The 17,094-nt window shown below is 73.4% G+C and carries 16 protein-coding genes and 2 pseudogenes; 5 read left to right on the top strand and 13 right to left on the bottom strand.

The genetic code is table 11. The annotated features are described in order from the left end of the window. The first annotated feature begins 82 nt into the window (after positions 1-82). Complete coding sequence (locus QMF80_RS17275) at positions 83-457, top strand: hypothetical protein (protein WP_349372216.1); 375 nt, start codon at positions 83-85, stop codon at positions 455-457. Here QMF80_RS17275 and QMF80_RS17270 read toward each other — a convergent pair. The 4 genes from QMF80_RS17270 to QMF80_RS17255 all read right to left on the bottom strand — a co-directional run bounded on the left by QMF80_RS17270 (position 382) and on the right by QMF80_RS17255 (position 4,186). After that, on the bottom strand, positions 382-1,272 hold the full coding sequence (locus tag QMF80_RS17270) for an alpha/beta hydrolase family protein (protein WP_283454189.1): 891 nt from the start codon (positions 1,270-1,272) through the stop codon (positions 382-384). The two genes, QMF80_RS17275 and QMF80_RS17270, sit on opposite strands and share 76 nt — an antisense overlap. Positions 1,273-1,466: 194 nt before the next feature. Next, entirely contained in the window at positions 1,467-2,753 is a 1,287-nt protein-coding gene (gene kynU / locus QMF80_RS17265; protein WP_283454187.1) for a kynureninase, read from the bottom strand. Then, the gene (locus QMF80_RS17260) at positions 2,746-3,594 is read right to left on the bottom strand and encodes a tryptophan 2,3-dioxygenase family protein (RefSeq protein WP_283454185.1); all 849 of its coding nucleotides are present in this window, start codon (positions 3,592-3,594) and stop codon (positions 2,746-2,748) included. The genes kynU and QMF80_RS17260 overlap by 8 nt, the downstream gene beginning before the upstream one ends. 178 nt (positions 3,595-3,772) lie before the next feature. Beyond that, complete coding sequence (locus tag QMF80_RS17255) at positions 3,773-4,186, bottom strand: DUF3151 domain-containing protein (RefSeq protein ID WP_283454183.1); 414 nt, start codon at positions 4,184-4,186, stop codon at positions 3,773-3,775. A 158-nt stretch (positions 4,187-4,344) separates the two neighbouring features. Between QMF80_RS17255 and QMF80_RS17250 the strand changes: the two genes are divergently transcribed. From QMF80_RS17250 to QMF80_RS17240, 3 genes and pseudogenes are all read left to right on the top strand, one after another. Beyond that, on the top strand, positions 4,345-5,631 hold the full coding sequence (locus QMF80_RS17250) for an IS701 family transposase (RefSeq protein ID WP_502962868.1): 1,287 nt from the start codon (positions 4,345-4,347) through the stop codon (positions 5,629-5,631). A gap of 82 nt (positions 5,632-5,713) precedes the next feature. Beyond that, a pseudogene (locus tag QMF80_RS17245) lies at positions 5,714-6,484 on the top strand (alpha/beta fold hydrolase); the annotation flags it as partial. Positions 6,485-6,493: 9 nt separating this feature from the next. Next, a complete protein-coding gene (locus tag QMF80_RS17240) occupies positions 6,494-6,871 on the top strand; it encodes a barstar family protein (RefSeq protein WP_283454252.1) in 378 nt (125 codons plus the stop codon). A gap of 41 nt (positions 6,872-6,912) precedes the next feature. On the opposite strand, the gene QMF80_RS17235 is transcribed toward QMF80_RS17240, so the two are convergent. The 7 genes from QMF80_RS17235 to QMF80_RS17205 all read right to left on the bottom strand — a co-directional run bounded on the left by QMF80_RS17235 (position 6,913) and on the right by QMF80_RS17205 (position 14,205). Further along, the gene (locus QMF80_RS17235) at positions 6,913-9,006 is read right to left on the bottom strand and encodes a helix-turn-helix domain-containing protein (protein WP_283454179.1); all 2,094 of its coding nucleotides are present in this window, start codon (positions 9,004-9,006) and stop codon (positions 6,913-6,915) included. 120 nt (positions 9,007-9,126) lie between these two features. Continuing rightward, positions 9,127-9,888 carry a beta/alpha barrel domain-containing protein gene (locus QMF80_RS17230; RefSeq protein WP_283454177.1) on the bottom strand — a complete coding sequence of 254 codons (762 nt, stop codon included), beginning with the start codon at positions 9,886-9,888 and terminating at the stop codon, positions 9,127-9,129. A 56-nt stretch (positions 9,889-9,944) separates the two neighbouring features. Then, complete coding sequence (locus tag QMF80_RS17225; protein ID WP_283454175.1) at positions 9,945-10,517, bottom strand: flavodoxin family protein; 573 nt, start codon at positions 10,515-10,517, stop codon at positions 9,945-9,947. A 238-nt stretch (positions 10,518-10,755) separates the two neighbouring features. Next, entirely contained in the window at positions 10,756-11,523 is a 768-nt protein-coding gene (locus QMF80_RS17220) for an AfsR/SARP family transcriptional regulator (protein ID WP_283454174.1), read from the bottom strand. Positions 11,524-11,733: 210 nt separating this feature from the next. Then, complete coding sequence (locus QMF80_RS17215; RefSeq protein WP_283454172.1) at positions 11,734-12,519, bottom strand: ScbR family autoregulator-binding transcription factor; 786 nt, start codon at positions 12,517-12,519, stop codon at positions 11,734-11,736. Positions 12,520-12,595: 76 nt separating this feature from the next. Then, complete coding sequence (locus QMF80_RS17210) at positions 12,596-13,363, bottom strand: glucose 1-dehydrogenase (RefSeq protein ID WP_283454170.1); 768 nt, start codon at positions 13,361-13,363, stop codon at positions 12,596-12,598. Between the two features lie 128 nt (positions 13,364-13,491). After that, entirely contained in the window at positions 13,492-14,205 is a 714-nt protein-coding gene (locus QMF80_RS17205; protein ID WP_283454168.1) for an HAD family hydrolase, read from the bottom strand. 401 nt (positions 14,206-14,606) lie between these two features. Here QMF80_RS17205 and QMF80_RS17200 point away from each other — a divergent pair, with 401 nt between their 5' ends. Beyond that, entirely contained in the window at positions 14,607-15,764 is a 1,158-nt protein-coding gene (locus tag QMF80_RS17200; protein ID WP_283454166.1) for a ScbA/BarX family gamma-butyrolactone biosynthesis protein, read from the top strand. Between the two features lie 131 nt (positions 15,765-15,895). Here QMF80_RS17200 and fbaA read toward each other — a convergent pair whose 3' ends face one another. Together fbaA and QMF80_RS38350 are read right to left on the bottom strand one after the other, a co-directional pair. Beyond that, positions 15,896-16,918: a class II fructose-bisphosphate aldolase gene (fbaA, locus tag QMF80_RS17195; protein WP_283454165.1), complete on the bottom strand. Its 1,023-nt coding sequence runs from the start codon at positions 16,916-16,918 to the stop codon at positions 15,896-15,898. A 91-nt stretch (positions 16,919-17,009) separates the two neighbouring features. After that, positions 17,010-17,094 (bottom strand): annotated as a pseudogene (locus tag QMF80_RS38350) (aldose 1-epimerase); the annotation flags it as partial.

Here is a 17,094-nt window from a genome sequence, read left to right as displayed (position 1 = left end):
CCCCAACTCCCGTACGCCCAGGTGGTTTCCGGCTCACGGGATCGCAATGCGCAAGGCAGGAGTGCAATTTGATGCTGTACGTGTGGACGGCGACATGGGGCGGGGGATCGCCGACCTGCTCGTCGCGCTCACTGGCGGTGACCCCGGGCCGATCATCATGCAGGCCAACGGGCGGCGGCCCGTGTACTTCTTCCTCGCGCCCGGCGGCGGGCGGATGCGGCCCTGGCCACCCGGGGTCACCTCGCTGACCTCGGCGCCGGTCGGGGTGACGTACCTGCCCGTGCCCGCCCTCGACGGGGCCTGGCCGCTGACCTGGCGGTGTCCGCCCAGCGGGGAAGGCCGGTTCGTACACGCCCTGTTGCTGCTCCGGGCCGCCGACCTCTACCAGGCCAGCTGCGCGATCTCCTCCGAGACCACCGCGCAGGCGTCGGCCGCCGGATCGATCAGCGGGAAGTGACCGACCCCGTCCAGGATGGTCAGGCCGACCATCTCCCCCGCGTGCGCGGCGGCGTCGACGTACGCCTCGGACACCTCGGGCGGGACCACGACGTCGTCACGGCCCTGGACCACCGCCGTGGCGATGCCCGTCGGGAGGAGGGCCGCCGGGTCGGCGTACGGAAGGCGGTCGGCGAAGTGCTCAGGCCCGCCCAGCAGTTCTGACGCCGCCCCGCCGCACACACCCCGCGCCTGCGCCTGCGCGAAGTGCGCGATGGGGGCCAGTGCCACCACGCCGCGCAGTGGCGGCGGGGAAGGCAGCCGCCAGGGGGAGTCGGCGGGCAGGCAGTGACGGGCCGCCGCCCACAGGGCGAGGTGGCCGCCCGCCGAGTGGCCGGTGACGACCATGCGGCGCGGGTCGATGCCCGGGAGGGCGGTCGCCACCAGCGCGGGCAGGGCGTCCATCGCGGCGGCGACGTCGTCGAAGGTTTCCGGCCACCGGCCCGCGACCGGGCCCTCCCCGCCCTGCGGGGACGCGGCCTGGTGCGGGAGGGAACGGCCGCGCCGGTACTCGACGTTGGCGACGGCGAAGCCCCGGCGGGCAAGGAAATCGGCGAAGGGAGTGATGTGTCGGCGGTCGTACGGGGCGCGCCAGGCGCCGCCGTGCAGGACGACGACCAGCGGCGCGGGGCCCGGGCCTTCGGCTCGGGGGGCGTAGAAGTCGATGACCTGGTCGGGGTGTTCCCCGTACGCGGCGGTGCTGTCGGGGGCGACCGGGGGATGGGAGAAGGCCGAGGCGGCCTCGGCAGCGTCACGTTCCACTGCGGGGTCCGTCATCAGCTCAACCTCCGGTAACGCGTGGGACAGCGGGGACAGCGGAGCCTGCGGGTACATGTGTTCCGGGCAGAGCGGGACCGTATCAGGCTGGAACCGGCCGTTCCGTGCCACCCCGGGCGTACGGGGGCGCATGCGAGGGGGCGGGCACGGCCGCAGCCCCGCCCGCCCCCTTGCCGTGACGTTTCGCCCCTACATCACCCGAAGATGTGACCCAGCGTCCGCGCGGCCCGCTCCACATCGGTGAAACGGACGTACAGCGGGGTGAAGCCGAAGCGCAGCACGTCGGGGGCGCGGAAGTCGCCCACGACCCCCCGCGCGATCAGCTCGCCCATCACGGCGGAGGCGTTCTCGGTGCGCAGCGAGACCTGGCTGCCGCGCTCCGCGTGCGGGGCCGGAGTGACCGGCTCCACCACGCCCGCGGGCACGTACGCCGCCACGCATTCGAGGAAGAAGTCGGTCAGCGCGAGGGACTTGGCGCGGACGGACTCGACCGTCACGCCGTCCCACGCGTCCAGCGCCGCCTCCAGGGCCAGCATGGACAGGATGTCCGGGGTGCCGACCCGGCCGCGGACCGCGCCCTCGGCCGGGGTGTAGCCCGGGGTCATCGCGAAGGGCTCCGCGTGGCCGTTCCAGCCGGGCAGCGGGGAGTCGAAGTCCCGCTGGTGGCGGGCGGCGATGTAGAGGAACGCGGGGGAACCCGGGCCGCCGTTCAGGTACTTGTACGTACAGCCGACGGCGAGGTCGACGCCGTGCGCGTCGAGGTCCACCGGGAGGGCGCCCGCGCTGTGGCACAGGTCCCAGATGATGACCGCGCCCGCCGCACGGGCCGCCGCCGTGAGGGCCGGGAGGTCGTGCAGGCGGCCGGTGCGGTAGTCGACGTGGTTGAGGAGGACCACGGCGGTGTCCGGGCCGAACACCCCGGCGGCGTCGGCGGGGTCCGCCGGAATGTCCGCCGGGATGTCCACCGGGACGAGGGTCAGGCCGGTCATCCGGGCGGCGGAGGCGGCGATGTAGCCGTCGGTGGGGAAGGTGGCGGCGTCCACGAGCAGCTTCGTGCGGCCGGGGGCGGCGAGGCGGGCGGCGCCGACCAGGGCCTTGAAGAGGTTGACGCTGGTCGAGTCGCCCACGACGGTCTGGCCGGGGGCCGCGCCGATGAGGGGGGCGATCCGGTCGCCGATCCGCTCGGGGGCGGTCCACCAGGTGCCGTCGGACCAGGAGCGGATGAGCTGTTCGCCCCACTGGCGGGTCACGACGTCCGCCGTCGTGGCGGCGACGGTCGCCGGGAGGGCGCCGAGGCTGTTTCCGTCCAGGTAGACGAGGCCCTCGGGGAGGGTGAACCTCGCGCGGAGCTCGGCCAGGTCGTCGGCCGCGTCCAGCGCGGCCGCCCGCGCGGAGAGGTCCGGTGCGGCGCCGTTGTCGGGGGCGCCGCCCCCGAACCCGCGCGCCTCGAACGCCGGCGGGGCCGGATGCGTCTCAGACATGGCTGCGGGCCGTCCAGAGTTCCGGGAAGACGTTCTTCGTCGCGCGCTTCTCCAGCCAGGTCACGCCGGCCGAGCCGCCCGTGCCCGTCTTCGCGCCCATCGCGCGGCGGGTGGCGACCAGGTGGTCGTTGCGCCAGCGCCAGACCAGTTCCGCGACGTCCGTCAGGACCTCGCCGAGGCGGTGCAGGTCGGTGTGCGTGTCCGGGGCGGCGTACAGCTCGGTCCAGACCTCCTCCACCGCCGCGGAGGGCTCGTAGCGCAGGGTCAGGTCGCGGCCGAGGACCGACGCCGGGATCCGCAGGCCGCGCCGGGAGAGCAGGCGCAGCACCTCGTCGTAGAGGCTGGGCTCGGCCAGGGCCTTCTCCAGCTCGGCGTGGACGCGCGGCGCGCCGCGGTGCGGGACCAGCATCGACGCGGACTTCTCGCCGAGGAGGAACTCCATCCGGCGGTACATCGCGGACTGGAAGCCGGAGCCCTCGCCGAGCGCGCCGCGATAGGCGTTGAACTGGCCCGGGGTGAGCTGTGCGAGGGGCCGCCAGGAGGCGTTGAGGGCTTCCAGCTCGCGGAGTGAACGTTTCAGCGCATCCATCGCGACGGGTACGTCGTCCTCGCGCAGGGCGCGGGCCGCCGTCTCCCACTCGTGCACGATGACCGTGAACCACAGCTCCATGACCTGGGTGGTGACCAGGAAGACCATCTCGCCCGGGTCGTCGGAGCGCAGGTGCTGGAGGTGGGTGAGGACGTCCGCCTGGACGTAGTCCTCGTAGGGGGTCGTGCCCGCGAAGTCGAGGTTCGGGGTTTCCGAACCGCCCACTCCGGAGGCATCAAGGGATTCCGACATCGCTGTCTCCTCGATATGAACTTCCGGGTAGCGGTCCGCCCCTTCCTGCTGGGTGAGTGGAGCTCCGGTCCCCTGCTCGCATCATAAACCGGGGCCCCACGGGGCCCGCCAGTGGAGAGTGACGACCGTCACTCCCGCCCCGGCGGTTCCCGTGGACCTCACGCGGGACGGAGGCGGCTCAGCCCAGGGTGTCGGCAGCCGTCGCCGACGAGTCGCGCAGGAAGGTCGCGCAGCGCTCGTACTCCGCGTCCTCACCGATCGCGTGCGCGGCGCGCGCGAGGGCGTGCAGGGCGCGCAGGAAGCCGCGGTTCGGCTCGTGCTCCCACGGCACCGGGCCGTGGCCCTTCCAGCCGGAGCGGCGCAGGGAGTCCAGGCCGCGGTGGTAGCCGGTACGGGCGTAGGCGTACGACGCGACGGGCTGCCCCGCCTCGAACGCGTCGTCCGCCAGGCGCGCCCAGGCGAGTGAGGAGGTCGGGTACTTCGCGGCCACCTCGGCCGGGTCGGTGCCCGCCGCGAGGGCCTCGCGCGGCTCGGGGTCGTCGGGCAGGTGGGTCGGGGCAGGGCCGCCGAGCAGGTTCTCGTGAATCGACATGGCCCCAGTCTGCGGTACTCGCGGGCCGGTGGTGGGGGGCCCACCACCCCGGCGGCCAGGTGTGTGCCCGGCCCACCTCCCCCGCGCGGGGCGCCGCACCGGACCGTGGGAGGTACGTCGACAGTCGACTTAGGGGGAAGACCGTGACGACCACCACCATCCACAGGAGTCATGTCCAGAGCCGGCCGCGGAGCCGGTTCGGTCCCGGCGGGCGCGAGCAGCCCGGCGGAGCCGCGTACGAGGCCGCGCACGGAACCGCCCACGAGGCGGTCCACGAGGCGGCCGCGGACCTCTGCGAGGCGGTCTTCGGCTCGATGCGGCGCCGGGACCAGCGGGAGAAGGGCCTGCAGTACGTACGCGGGCTGCTCGCCACCCCGGGCCGCAAGTCGATCCGCAACATCGCCCAGCAGGTCGGCGGGGCCGCCGCCGAGCAGAGCCTGCACCACTTCATCGCCGGTTCCACCTGGGACTGGCAGCCGATCCGGACCGCGCTGTCGCAGTACCTGGAGCAGTCCTCCCCGCTCAGCGCGTGGGTGGCCCAGCCGATGGCGATCCCCAAGGGCGGGGAGCACTCGGTCGGGGTCGGGCGGCAGTACGACCCGACCCGGGGGCAGATGTTCCGGGGCCAGCAGGCCTTCGGGATCTGGTTCACCTCGGCCGAGGTGGTCACCCCGGTGGGGTGGCGGCTGTACCTGCCGGAGGACGAGCACGCCGACCACCCGGAGCACTCCGGTCACCCGGACGACGCGGGCGCCACGGCCGCGGGCGCGGGCGCGGGCGAGCGGCCCGGGGAGACGTACGAGGAGTGCGCGGTCACCGGGGTGCTGGACGCCGTACGGCAGGTCGGGGTGCCGCACCGGCCGGTGCTGCTGGACATCCCGGGGATCGGGACCCGCTCCACGATGAACCGTTTCGCCGACGCGAAGCTGCCGGTGCTGGCCCGGATCTCCCCCGCCACCCGGCTGCTGGTGACCGACCCGGCGCTGCCCGGGCACGGCGCGGGCACGCTGACCGCGCGGGACGTGCTGCAGAACGTACGGGCGCTGCGGACCCCGGTCGAATGGGCCGACCCGCTGTACCCGGGGCAGCGGCGGACCTCGCTGGTGGCCGCGGTGCGCGTGATGATGCCGGACCCCTCGCCCGCGCGGCGGCGCCACCTGACCCTGCTCGGCGAGTGGACCGACGCGCGCAGCGCGCCCACGCAGCTGTGGGTGACGGACCTGGCCCGCCCCGTGCCGGTGACCCCGGCGGTGCTGCTGCGGATGACGAAGCAGGCGCGGCGGGTGTCGGCGAGCGCGGCGCGCAGCGTGCAGGAGGTCGGGCTGCGGGACTTCGCGGGGCGCTCACTGCCGGGCTGGCACCGGCACGTGACGATGGCGTCGGTGGCGCACGCGGCGCGCTGCCTCTCCGAGACCGGGATGCCGGTCGGGCGGGAGCTCGTCTAAAGGCTAGGGTCCGTCTGTCCGTCCGTCTGACGGACGGGCAGGGGGTCTGCCGCACAGATCGCGAGAGCAACGGGGGTTCATGGTGCTGAGCGCTGCCGTCACCGCGGCGGGTGACCGGATCCGGTGGGTCGAGCTGGCCGGGGTGGAACCGGCCCGCGTGTACCTGCACGGGCTCGGGGCCACCTCGCCCGCCTACTTCGCGGCGAGCGCCACGCACCCCCTGCTGGCCGGGCGGCGCTCGCTGCTGCTGGACCTGCTGGGGCACGGGCACAGCGACCGGCCCGAGGACTTCCCGTACTCCCTGGAGGCGCACGCCGACGCGGTGGCCGCCGCCCTCGTCGCCGCGGGGGCCCGGGGGGCCGAACTGATCGCGCACAGCATGGGGGGCGCGGTGGCGATCGTGCTGGCCCACCGCCATCCGGAGCTGGTCTCCCGGCTGGTCCTCGTCGACGCGAACCTCGACCCGATCGAGGCGCCCGCGCCGGGCGCGCCGGTCCCGGCCGGGAGCAGCGGGCTCGCCTCCTACTCGGAGGAGGACTTCCTGGCGGGCGGCTGGGCCGAGGTGCGCGACCGCGTCGGGCCGGACTGGTGGTCCACGATGCGGCTGGCCGGGCGGACGGCCCTGCACCGCAGCGCCGTCCACCTCGCGGCCGGGACCACGCCCACGATGCGGGAGTTGCTGGTGGGGCTGCGGATCCCGCGCACCTTCCTGTACCCGGCCGAGGACGGCGCGCTCGCGGGGGCGGCGGAGCTGGAGGCGGCCGGGGTGTCCGTCGTGGCGCTCCCGGCCTGCGGGCACAACGTGATGCTGGACAACGCCGATGGGTTCGCGGAGGCCGCCCGGGCCGCGCTGGACGCGGCGGTGTACGCGCTGGACGGGCGGCGGATCCACACGCTGGAGGACTTCTGGCGGGAGATCGGCGAGGCGGTGGGCGGCCCGGGCGGGTACTTCGGCGGCAATCTCGACGCCTTCAACGACTGCCTGGGCGGCGGCTTCGGCACGCCGGACGACGGCGACTTCCGCATCGACTGGTACGACCACGAGCTGTCCCGGGAGCGGCTCGGGCACGCCGAGACGGCCCGGCAGCTCGAACTGCGGCTGGGCCGCTGCCACCCCACGCACCGCGAGCGGGTCGCCACCGAACTGGCGGCCGCGCGGCGCGGGGAGGGGCCGACGGTCTTCGACTGGCTGACCGAGATCACGGAAGGGCAGGTTCCGGGGGCGCTCCGGCTGCGCTGAGGGCCCGGCGACCCGCACGCACGGCGGCCTTCGTCGGGGGCCTACGTCCGGGGCCGGGTGCGGACGAGGACCTCGCGGGTGCGGCGCAGCCGCAGCGCCATCTGGATCTCCAGCGCCTGGGCGGGCTTCTGCCAGCCCTCGCCGAGGAGTTCGGCGATCCGCTCCAGCCGCCGCGACACCGTGTTGGTGTGGACGTGCAGGGCCTCGGCGGCGTGCGTGGGGCTGCCGCCCGACTCGAAGTACGCCTCCAGGGTGCGGGTCAGCTCGGTGAAGCGGGCCGCGTCGTACTCCAGGACCGGGCCGATGGCCTGGCCGATGAAGGCGTCCACGTCGTGGTCCGCCGACAGCAGCAGGCCCAGGAAGCCGAGTTCGCGCAGGGAGGCGGTGCCCCCGACCCCGTCGAGGGCGGTCAGCGCGTCCAGGCAGCGCGCGGCCTCCTCGTACACACCGGCCACGGCGGCGGCGCCCTTCGCCGGGCCCGCCGCGCCCGTGGAGACCGGGTGCCCGAGCAGCGGGGTGACCTCGGCCGAGACCTGGCGGGCCGCCTCGGAGGGGTCGTCGCCGGGCAGCAGCAGCACGATGCTGCCGCGCCGCACGCCCTTGAGGCCGCCGAGCCGGTAGGCGTACGAACTCGCCCAGGCCACGGCGCGGCCCAGCTCCCCGCCCTCCGGCCGGACCACGACCACCACGTGCGGCACGTCGAGGTCGATGCCCAGGCGCCGGGTGCGTTCGCACAGGTGCGGGTCGGAGGAGTGGTGCGGGCGGTCCAGCAGTTCCTGGAGCAGCTCGTCGTGCACGGGGCCCTCGGCGGCGGCCGTGCCCCGCTGGATCAGGATGAGGGAGGCCACTGACAGGGCCGCCAGCTCCAGCAGCCGAACGTCCTCCTCGGTGAGGGGCTCGGCGGCGTGCAGCACCAGGAACCCGAGGTCCTCGGCGCCCGCGGTGACGGGGGCCACCCACACCTCGCCGGGCAGCCGGACCGGGCGGCGCGCGGTACAGGCGTGCAGGGCGCCCCGGGTGACGGCGGCCTCGTCCAGCCCGGCGGGCCCGCGGGCACTGGTCAGCGGGCGCCCGCCGGGGTCGCGGATCTGGAGTACGCCGTCCAGGGCGTCCCCGGTGGTCCGGGCGAGGGTGTCCAGGCCCGCGCCGTCCAGCACGAGGCGGGCCAGGCGGCCGTGGCAGTCCCACAGGTACCGCACCCGGGTCAGGGTCGCGTCGGCGGCGGACCCGAACCGTTCCAGCTCGGACGCCTCGGCGCGGGCCCGCTCCAGCAGCCGGGCCCTCTCGATGGCGACGGCGGCCAGGTCGGCCAGCGACGCCAGGGTGGCGACCTCGGCGGCGGTGAAGGAACGCGCCCGCCGGTCGGCGCCGTAGAGCACGCCGAGGATGCCGTCGCTGTGCCGGAGCGGGACGGCGACGACCCCGCGCACGCCCTCGGCGCGGATCACGGTGTCCACGCCGGGAGAGTGCGTGAAGGCGGCGTCGTTCAGGTAGTCCGCGCTCCACACGGGGGCGCGGCGTTCGCGGACGAGCGCGCCGAGGCCCTCGCCGGGACCGAGCCGGAGCCCGGCGTCGTAACCGGCGCCGCCGCCGTCGGAGAGGTGCGGGTACGCACTCCCGTCGGCCCGGGTGAAGGCGAGGCACACCAGGTCGAGCCCGAGCAGCCTGCGGCAGCGCCGCGTGATCACGCGGAGCAGGGTGTCGAGGTCGTAGGCGGAGGTCAGGTCGTGCGCGGTGTCGACGACCGCGGCGAAGGCGGCCTGCCCGTCGGACGCGTGCGCGGCCATGACCGGGGCCGCGTCATGGGCTGGTGCCCCAGCCCGTGCCGCGGTCGTTGCCCGCGCCCGTACGAGGGCCGTTCCCGCGGGCCCGGCGGCGCCCGGTTCCGCCCCGGGGGCCCGGGTGGGGTGGGGGTGTCGTGAGACGGCGCCGGGTCCGGCGCGGCCACGGATGACGTGGGCCAGGGCCACGGCGCGGGTCAGGGCGGGCCCCGCCCGGCCCCCCGGCCCCGCGCTCAGGAGCGCGTCGAAGTCGGCCGAGGGCGCGCCCCCGGCCAGCATCTCCAGCACGGCGAGTACCGACACCGTGTCCTCGGCCCCGGTGGCGTGCCCCGCTGGTACAGCAGCTGGTTTCATGCGCCCGTTCTCCCGTCCCCCGACGTTAGCGGTACGAATCAAGCCGTCCGAACCTAGGTTCCGCCGTGATCGTGGTCAAGTGAGATGCCCCTGGTCAGGGCGGGCGCGGGTGACTACAGGTCAGCGCGGCGCCGGGCTCAGGGTGTCACCGCGCAGCGTCGGCAGGCCCTGCAGGGCGCGCAGGGTCAGGGCCGCCGCCGTGCCCCAGCCGATCAGTCCCGGCAGGGCCTCGGCGCGGTCGCCGAGGGCCGTCCACATCAGCCGGTGCGGGCGGGCGCCCGCCGCGGCCAGGTCCCGCCAGCGCGGTCCGCCGAGCGTCCGGTCGTACCGCTCGTACAGCAGCCGCGCCGTCGGTACGGCCAGCGGGCCCAGGTCGCGCACGCACAGCGAGGCGAACACCGGGAGCGCCGCCAGGTCAAGGCCGCGCTCCCGGGCTCGCTCCAGACCGCCCAGCCAGGCTCCCAGGACCCCCTCGTACGTCCTGGGGCCCGTCATCGGGCCGAAGGTGACCCCGATGCCCTCGCCGAGCAGTCGCGTACCGGCCGCCAACCCCTCCCCCGAGGCGGGCAGTACGACGATCAGATTGGGCCGGGCCACCGCCGACACCAGCGCCCGCGCCGCGTCGTACGGGCTCGCGCCGCCCGGCGGTGTCGCCGCCACCAGGCCGCCCAGCGGGAGCAGTACGTCGCACACCGGGCCGATGACGGCCGCCCGGCGCGGGCCCCCGTACAGCAGGTTCACCACCCCGAGGCGCTCCGCGAACTCCCGCACCCGCTCCGGTCCGACGCCCGGTACGCCCTCCAGCCACGGAGTCACGCCCTCGGCCGCGAGGCGGCGTACGGCGCCCTCGGCGCCGGGCTCTTCGATAAAGGCAGCACCCATATCCAGCGAGTGTGGGGCGCCGGAGCCCGCCGCACACGGCCGGGCCGGGCCGTGTGTCAACTCAGGCCGCCGCCGGGCAGCGAAGCCGTCGCCGCCCTGGCCAGCCGGGCCCTGCGTGCCATGCGGGCACCCAGTCGGCGCACCGAGTCCAGGGCCGCGTCCACGTCCCCCCCGAAACGGAAGACGGCACCCGGAACGGAAGACGCGCCCAGGTCCGGACGCGAGGCCTGGCGCGGGACCGGACGCGAGCACGGCCGGAACCCGGACCCGGTGAACCGGGCCGGCGAGGCCTCCGGCCCGATCCAGCACATACCCAGGGTCTCGGCCGCCGCGGCCAGTTCCCGCAGCCGCCCCGCGGAACCCCCCTCCGCGGACACCTCGGGGCTCACGAAACCGGCGGCGGGCTTCCCCCGCCAGCCGCCGCGCGCGAGCGCCTCCGGCAGCGGGAGCGGCGCGCCGAAGAGGATGCCGTCGGCCTCGGCCAGCAGCTCCCACTTCGCCTCGTCCAGCTCCCCCGCCGCGACCAGCAGGCTGCGCGCACCGGCCTCCGCGGCGCCGTCGCGCGCCACGAAGGCCCGTGCACACGCCCTGCCCGCGTGCACGACCACGATCAGCGGGGGTGGGGTCACCCCCATCCCGTGTCACCCGCGGACGGGCGGGTACTGACGGCACGGCGGACACGGAGGGCACGGAGGGCACGGGCGGCGCTGAGGTGGTTCATGGTGACACTTTCTGAAGAGAAACATACCCATCGGAATGATGATGGCTCTGACGAGAGAAAAGAAAAAGACTCCGGCGTACGAAATATCCGAACCGGCGTCGGCACCCTGCCGACGCGCTGTCGGCACAGGCTCCGGAAACCCCAGCTCAGGCGGCCACTCGAACGAGCGGCCCGGGGCCGCCCAGCAGCACCCGGCGCAGGGCCCGGCCGATGTCGCCGGGACCGCTCCCCAGATCCGAACCGAGTGATTCCGCGAGCATTCGGTATGTTTCGGGAGACTTTCCAGCCACGACGGCACGCAATTCGGCCCGGAACTCCTGGTGGCGGCCCAGCGTCAGCTCGGCCTCCACCCACTGCCTCAGTGCGGAGATCCGGGTCGATTCCAGGTCCGCGATCCGCGCGGCCAGCCTCGGCCCCGCATGGATCCCCTCGAAGGCGGGCCCACGCCACAGCCGCAGCGCGCCGCGCAGTCGCCGGGCGGCCACGGCGAACTCCCCGCGCGCCATGGCCCGGTAGCCCGCACCGGTCTCGCGGGCGAACTCGTGCTGGTCGCTGCGGCCGCCCCCGGTGTCGAGTAAGAATCCGCCGGGCAGCGAGACCAGCACGGTCTCGGGGGTGCGCCGCCCGGCGGAGTCGGCAGCTCCGGCGAGCAGTTCACGGATCTGGCGCACCGAGGTCAGCAGGACCGAGCGGGCCAGTTCACCCGCGGGATCACCCACCGGGCCGCCCGCCGGGCCGCCCGCCGAACCGTGTTCCGAGAGCTCCGAGAGCTCTGCGGTGAGGACGCTGGTGGGGACCATCTGGTCGGCGTAGGCGGCGAGTACGGCGAAGACCTGCCGGGCGGGCTGCGCCACGGGGACCACCGGCACACCGTTCTCCAGGGCACGGAGCCCGCCGAGTACCTCGATGTCCATGAATCCCTCCCCAGAGCACGACGCGACACGGTCGACACGACGTCCATCCGACCCTGTGGGAAAAAATAATACCCGGAAGTTTTTTTTAAGGGAATGGCTTGGACGCATCAACGGCGTGACCCCGGGCACAAGAAACCGGCCTTCCCCGTCGACGACGACGGGGAAGGCCGGTGGAAGAAGCTCGCGCAGCGGCCCCCCGGGGCCGCCCGCTCAGGCGACCTCGGCCGCGGGACCGCCCGCCCGCGGGCGTCCGGCCGCCGGGCGTCCCGCCTCCGGGCCCCGGTCGGACTCGCCCGGCGCCGCGCCGCCCGGGAACCGCCGCAGCCCCGCGCAGTCGCACAGGTGGGCCCCCTGGGGGCCGTGCAGCGCCCGGCCGCCACGGCCCGGTGCGGTGTCGAGCCGGATCGCCACGGCCGACACGACGAGGCTCGGCATCACGCTCGTGTAGAGCGCCGACACCTCCTCGTCGAGGGTGAGCCCGAGGATCTGCGACATGACGTTGAGCCCGGCGAACGATCCCACGATCAGGCGGGACGGCTGCAGCGGATCCACGTGCGAGAGCAGCTCACCACGGGTTTTCGCCTCTGTCATCAGCTCGGTGTGCAGGTCGATCCACCCCTGGTAGGGCGCCGTCCGGTCCAGGGAACGGCCGTTCTGCTCCAGCGTGAGCCGGGCGCTGCCGCGCATCAGCACGTCGTGCTGGAGCCGGTGCGAGAAGATCATGCCGATGTCGACGAACTGCTGCGCCCTGAATTCCTGCGGGGTGTAGGCGGGTTCGATGTTCACCTGCGCTTCGATGACCGCCTGCGCCAGGTCCTCCTTCGAATCGAAGTGGAAGTACAGGGCGCCCTTGGTGACTCTGGCGATCTTGACGATGTCGGTCAGTTTCGCGGCGTCGTAGCCCCGGTCCTCGAAGACCACCGCGGCCGCTTCCAGGATCGCCTGGCGCGTCCGCACGGCGCGGTCCTGCTTCACCTGGGGTCGTTCAGTCCTCATCAGTCGTTCTGTCCCTCTCCATGCCCCCGTTCCACCGGTATTACATGCCCCGGGGTACGTACTTCGGAGTACAGCTTCACACCATCGAGAAGCCGCCGTCCACAGGCATGGTCACCCCTGTGACGAACGAGGCACGCCCGCTGCACAGCCAGACGGCCGCCTCCGCTATTTCCGCGGGTTCCGCCGTACGGGGCTGCGGCGTTGCCGCGTGGAGCTGCGCCTCGACCCCGGGTACGGCGGCGAACCACTGCTCGACCACCTCGGTCCGGGTGGTGCCCGGGGCCACCGCGTTGACCCGGATGCCCTGGGCGGCGTACTCCGCGGCGGCGGCCTTGGTGAAGCCGATCACCGCGTGCTTGGCGGCGACGTACGGGGCGGCCACCGGGGTCGCCAGCAGGCCGCCGACACTGCTGTTGTTGACGATCGCGCCGCCACCGGTCTTCAGCATGGCGGCGATCTCGTCCCGCAGGCAGTTCCACGTGCCGCGCACGTTCACTTCCATGATCTGCTCGTACAGGTCGTCGCCCATCTCGTGCAGCGGGGTCCGGCCGACCCCCCAACCCGCGTTGTTGAAGGCGCAGTCCAGCCGGCCGAACCGGCGCACCGCGACATCGACCGCCGCCGCGGTGTCCCCCGCACGGGTGACGTCGGTGACGGCGTACTCGACGCGCGCGCCCTGGGCGCGCAACTCCTCGGCCAGCTCCTTGAGCCGGTCCTCGCGGCGCGCGGCCAGCACCAGGGCGGCCCCCTCACGGGCGAACACGCGGGCCGCGGCGGCGCCTATGCCGCTGCTGGCGCCCGTGATCAACGCGACCTTGCCGTCGAGCATCCGCTCCCCTGCCATTGCCTTCTCCTTTTCGCGGTCATCGCGTCCTGCGCGGTTCCCGCGGTCCTCGCGACCTTCGTGGTTCTCGTTCACAGTGGATGCGCGCCGCCCGGCCGATGCCCGGACGGACGCGCGGTGCGGACCGGTCAGGCGGCCCAGGCCCGGTCCGCGGCGGCCTCGTGGTCGAGGGTGCGCAGGAGTTCCTCGTCGATCTCCTCCAGGGAGCCGACCAGGTGCCGTACGCCCGCCTCGCGCATCAAGCCCGCCTGGAAGCCGTACTTGAAGGGGCTCGGGTGGCCGATGAACGGCACGCGCAGCTCCCGGGCCGCCTCCGAGACCCGGGCGACGTCGTCGATGAAGACCACCTGGTCGTAGTCGAAGCCGAAGGTGTCGACGGCGATCTCGTGGATCCCTGGCCGGAAATCGTTGGTGCAGACGTAGCCCGGCTCGTCGAAGAGGTGCGCGTAGCGGCCGAGGTAGGTGTCGAAGTGGTCCTTGTCCAGGCCGCCGTAGCAGACGGTCCGCAGACCGAGGGCCCGCAGCCGGTGCAGCAGCTGCTCGGCGCCGGGCAGCACCGCGAGGGGATGGCGGGCCAGGTGGGCCGCGCGCTCCTCGAAGTAGACCTCCAGCACCTTCTCCGGGGACCAGTCGACGCCCGCCGCGGCGCCGAGCGCGCGGGCGGCGACGGTGCGGGTCTGCGAGAAGACCGAGCGCTCCACGTCCGCGTCGTACGTGCCGCCGCGGCTGGTGATGAACTGATGGATCACCGGGCTGAAGGTGTCGTTGAGCAGGACACCGTCGATGTTGACGGCGGCGAGCCGCAAGTGCCCCAGCGGGCGGACGGCGTGGCGGGCGGGCATCGGTGTCTCCCAACGGCGGGGGCCGCACGGGGTGGCAGGCACTGCGGGCGGCAGGCGCGCTCCGAACAGTTACAGCCACGGGCACATCGGGCGGCCCCCAAAAAAATACTCCGAGGTGTTCAGTTGCTGCTGCGGGAAAAGATACCGGACTACTGTCCGGTTTCACTTGCCCGGCCGAAATTCGACGGAGGGTGACAAAGAGATCGTTCCCGCGTCACTGAACTGCGAAAACCTTGCGTGGATTGATCAATTCCGCTAGATCCGGCCATGTGGAGTGTGTCACTTCTGGCCCCCAAGACCTGTGATCATCGGGTAATTCTCTGGCTGTCAACCAAACCCGGAAGTACGTACTTGGCGATGGCAAGCCCGATCGACTTCCGGCCATGATCTAGAGGGACTTCATGATCACGATCCTGGAACCGACGGGCGACCTCGCCACCCCTCCCTCCCCCGCGCCCTCCGCCGCACTCCCCGCCGCGCCGTCCGCCGTGCCGCCCTCCGGACCGACCGCCGTGCCGACCGCCGTGCCGCTCGGCGAGTTGCCCTGCGGCCCGACCGCGCGGCCGCTCGGCGAGTTGTCCTCCGTGCCGGCCGACGGGCTCTCCGCCGTGCCCGGCTGCGTCTGCCCGGTCCCGGACGGGCCGGAGCAGCGGCTGACGAGCACCGTGCCCAGAGAGCTCGTGCACCGCGCGGCCGTCGCCGAGGTCTTCCTCACGGGCATGTGCCGCCCGGCCGAGGACCGGTTCCACGTGACCGCCCAGCTCCCCCGCGGACACAGCTTCTTCACCCCGATCGCGGGTACGCACTACGACCCGATGATGGTCTGCGAGACCATCCGCCAGGTGGGTTCCTACATCGCCCACGAGGGCTTCGGCGTACCGCTCGGCCACCAGTTCCTGCTCTGGGGACTCGACTACACCACGGTGCCCGAGAACCTCGTCATCGGGGACACCCCGGCCTCCCTCGACCTCGAAGTCACCTGCTCCGAGATCCGGATGCGCGGCAAGCACCTCCAGGCGCTGCGGTACAAGGTCGTCATGCGGCACGAAGGTGTCGTGGTCGCCACCGGCGACGTCGGCTACACCGTGACCTCCCCGGCCGTGTACCGGCGGCTGCGGGCCGAGCAGTTGGGCCGCCGCCCCCTGCCCTCGCTGCCCTCGGCGCCCCTGCAGCCCGCTCAGGTCGGCCGGTTCTCGCCCTTCGACGTGGTGCTCGCCGCCACCTCCCCGGCCGACACCGGGGTCACCTGGCAGCTGCGGTACGACACCCGGCACCCGGTGCTCTTCGACCACCCCGGCGACCACCTGCCGGGGATGGTGCTGCTGGAGGCGGCCCGCCAGGCCGCGGTGGCCCTGACCCCGGCGCCCGCTGTCATGCCGGTGTCAGTGGTCAGCACCTACCAGCGGTACGCGGAGTTCGGCACGCCGCTCTGGATCCACGCCGTGCGGACCGGCCCCGCCACCGTCCGGGTCACCGGGACGCAGGACGACGAGGAGGTCTTCCTCGCCGTCGTGGGTACCGGGCAGGTGCGGGCCATGCCGTTCGAGATGACCCCCTGACGAGTGCGAGCGCGCACCCGCGACGGCGCACCCGCGCCGAAGGGCCCGGCCCGCCGTGAACGTGACGGCGGTCCGGGCCCTTCGGGTAGGTCGGGTCCAGCGGGTGCCCGACTAGCGGGCACCAGCGGGCACTACTTGAGCTTGGTGCCGGTCGAGCGCAGGTTCGCGCACGCCTCGGTGACGCGCACGGCCATGCCCGCCTCGGCGGCCTTGCCCCAGGTGCGGGGGTCGTACTTCGACTTGGTGCCGACCTCGCCGTCGACCTTCAGGACCGCGTCGTAGTTGCGGAACATGTGCTCCACGACCGGGCGGGTGAAGGCGTACTGGGTGTCGGTGTCGAGGTTCATCTTCACGACGCCGTTCTCCAGCGCGGTGGCGATCTCCTCGGCGGTGGAGCCGGAGCCGCCGTGGAAGACGAAGTCGAACGGCGAGGACGTGCCGTACTTCTCGCCGACACCGGCCTGCAGGTCCTTGAGCAGCTCGGGACGCAGGACGACGTTGCCCGGCTTGTAGACGCCGTGGACGTTGCCGAAGGAGGCGGCCAGCAGGTAGCGGCCCTTCTCGCCCAGGCCCAGGGCCTCGGCGGTGCGCAGCGCGTCATCGACGGTCGTGTACAGCTCGTCGTTGATCTCGTGGCTGACGCCGTCCTCCTCGCCACCGGTCGGGGTGATCTCGACCTCAAGGATGATCTTGGCGGCGGCGGCCTTGGCGAGCAGTTCCTGGCCGATGGCCAGGTTGTCCGCGAGGGTCTCGGCGGAGCCGTCCCACATGTGCGACTGGAACAGCGGGTTCAGGCCACGGGCCACGCGCTCGGCGGAGACCTCCAGGAGCGGACGTACGTAACCGTCCAGCTTGTCCTTGGGGCAGTGGTCCGTGTGCAGCGCGACGGTGATGTCGTACTTCGCGGCCACGATGTGGGCGAACTCGGCCAGGGCGACCGCGCCGGTGACCATGTCCTTGTTGTACTGGCCACCCAGGAACTCCGCACCACCGGTGGAGATCTGGATGATGCCGTCGCTCTCGGCCTCCGCGAAGCCGCGCAGGGCAGCGTGCAGGGTCTGGGTCGAGGTCACGTTGATCGCCGGGTAGGCAAACTTGCCTGCCTTCGCCCGGTCGAGCATCTCGTTGTAGACCTCGGGGGTTGCGATGGGCATCTGTCCGCTCCTTGGATGTGCGGGGAGTGTGCTTATTGCGGGCCCTGACCTGGGGGCGACGTTGCCGTCGGGGCTATCTTTCCAGACTCCGCACGACACTCCACCTCGACGTCGGCCCGGGACCTGCCGCGCCGGGCCAGGTGAGGGTGACGTCGACTCCGTACGGCATGCCGAAG

The organism is Streptomyces sp. G-G2, from assembly GCF_030063135.1.
GTDB lineage: Bacteria > Actinomycetota > Actinomycetes > Streptomycetales > Streptomycetaceae > Streptomyces.
Note: the sequence above shows the minus strand (reverse complement) of the source record. Positions and strands in the feature narration are given on the sequence as shown.

Coding starts and splice junctions, on each gene's coding strand:
- QMF80_RS17270 (WP_283454189.1), bottom strand. CDS start 1,272: ATGACGGACCCCGCAGTGGAACGTGACGCTGCCGAGGCCGCCTCGGCC.
- kynU (WP_283454187.1), bottom strand. CDS start 2,753: ATGTCTGAGACGCATCCGGCCCCGCCGGCGTTCGAGGCGCGCGGGTTC.
- QMF80_RS17260 (WP_283454185.1), bottom strand. CDS start 3,594: ATGTCGGAATCCCTTGATGCCTCCGGAGTGGGCGGTTCGGAAACCCCG.
- QMF80_RS17255 (WP_283454183.1), bottom strand. CDS start 4,186: ATGTCGATTCACGAGAACCTGCTCGGCGGCCCTGCCCCGACCCACCTG.
- QMF80_RS17235 (WP_283454179.1), bottom strand. CDS start 9,006: ATGAAACCAGCTGCTGTACCAGCGGGGCACGCCACCGGGGCCGAGGAC.
- QMF80_RS17230 (WP_283454177.1), bottom strand. CDS start 9,888: ATGGGTGCTGCCTTTATCGAAGAGCCCGGCGCCGAGGGCGCCGTACGC.
- QMF80_RS17220 (WP_283454174.1), bottom strand. CDS start 11,523: ATGGACATCGAGGTACTCGGCGGGCTCCGTGCCCTGGAGAACGGTGTG.
- QMF80_RS17215 (WP_283454172.1), bottom strand. CDS start 12,519: ATGAGGACTGAACGACCCCAGGTGAAGCAGGACCGCGCCGTGCGGACG.
- QMF80_RS17210 (WP_283454170.1), bottom strand. CDS start 13,363: ATGGCAGGGGAGCGGATGCTCGACGGCAAGGTCGCGTTGATCACGGGC.
- QMF80_RS17205 (WP_283454168.1), bottom strand. CDS start 14,205: ATGCCCGCCCGCCACGCCGTCCGCCCGCTGGGGCACTTGCGGCTCGCC.
- QMF80_RS17200 (WP_283454166.1), top strand. CDS start 14,607: ATGATCACGATCCTGGAACCGACGGGCGACCTCGCCACCCCTCCCTCC.
- fbaA (WP_283454165.1), bottom strand. CDS start 16,918: ATGCCCATCGCAACCCCCGAGGTCTACAACGAGATGCTCGACCGGGCG.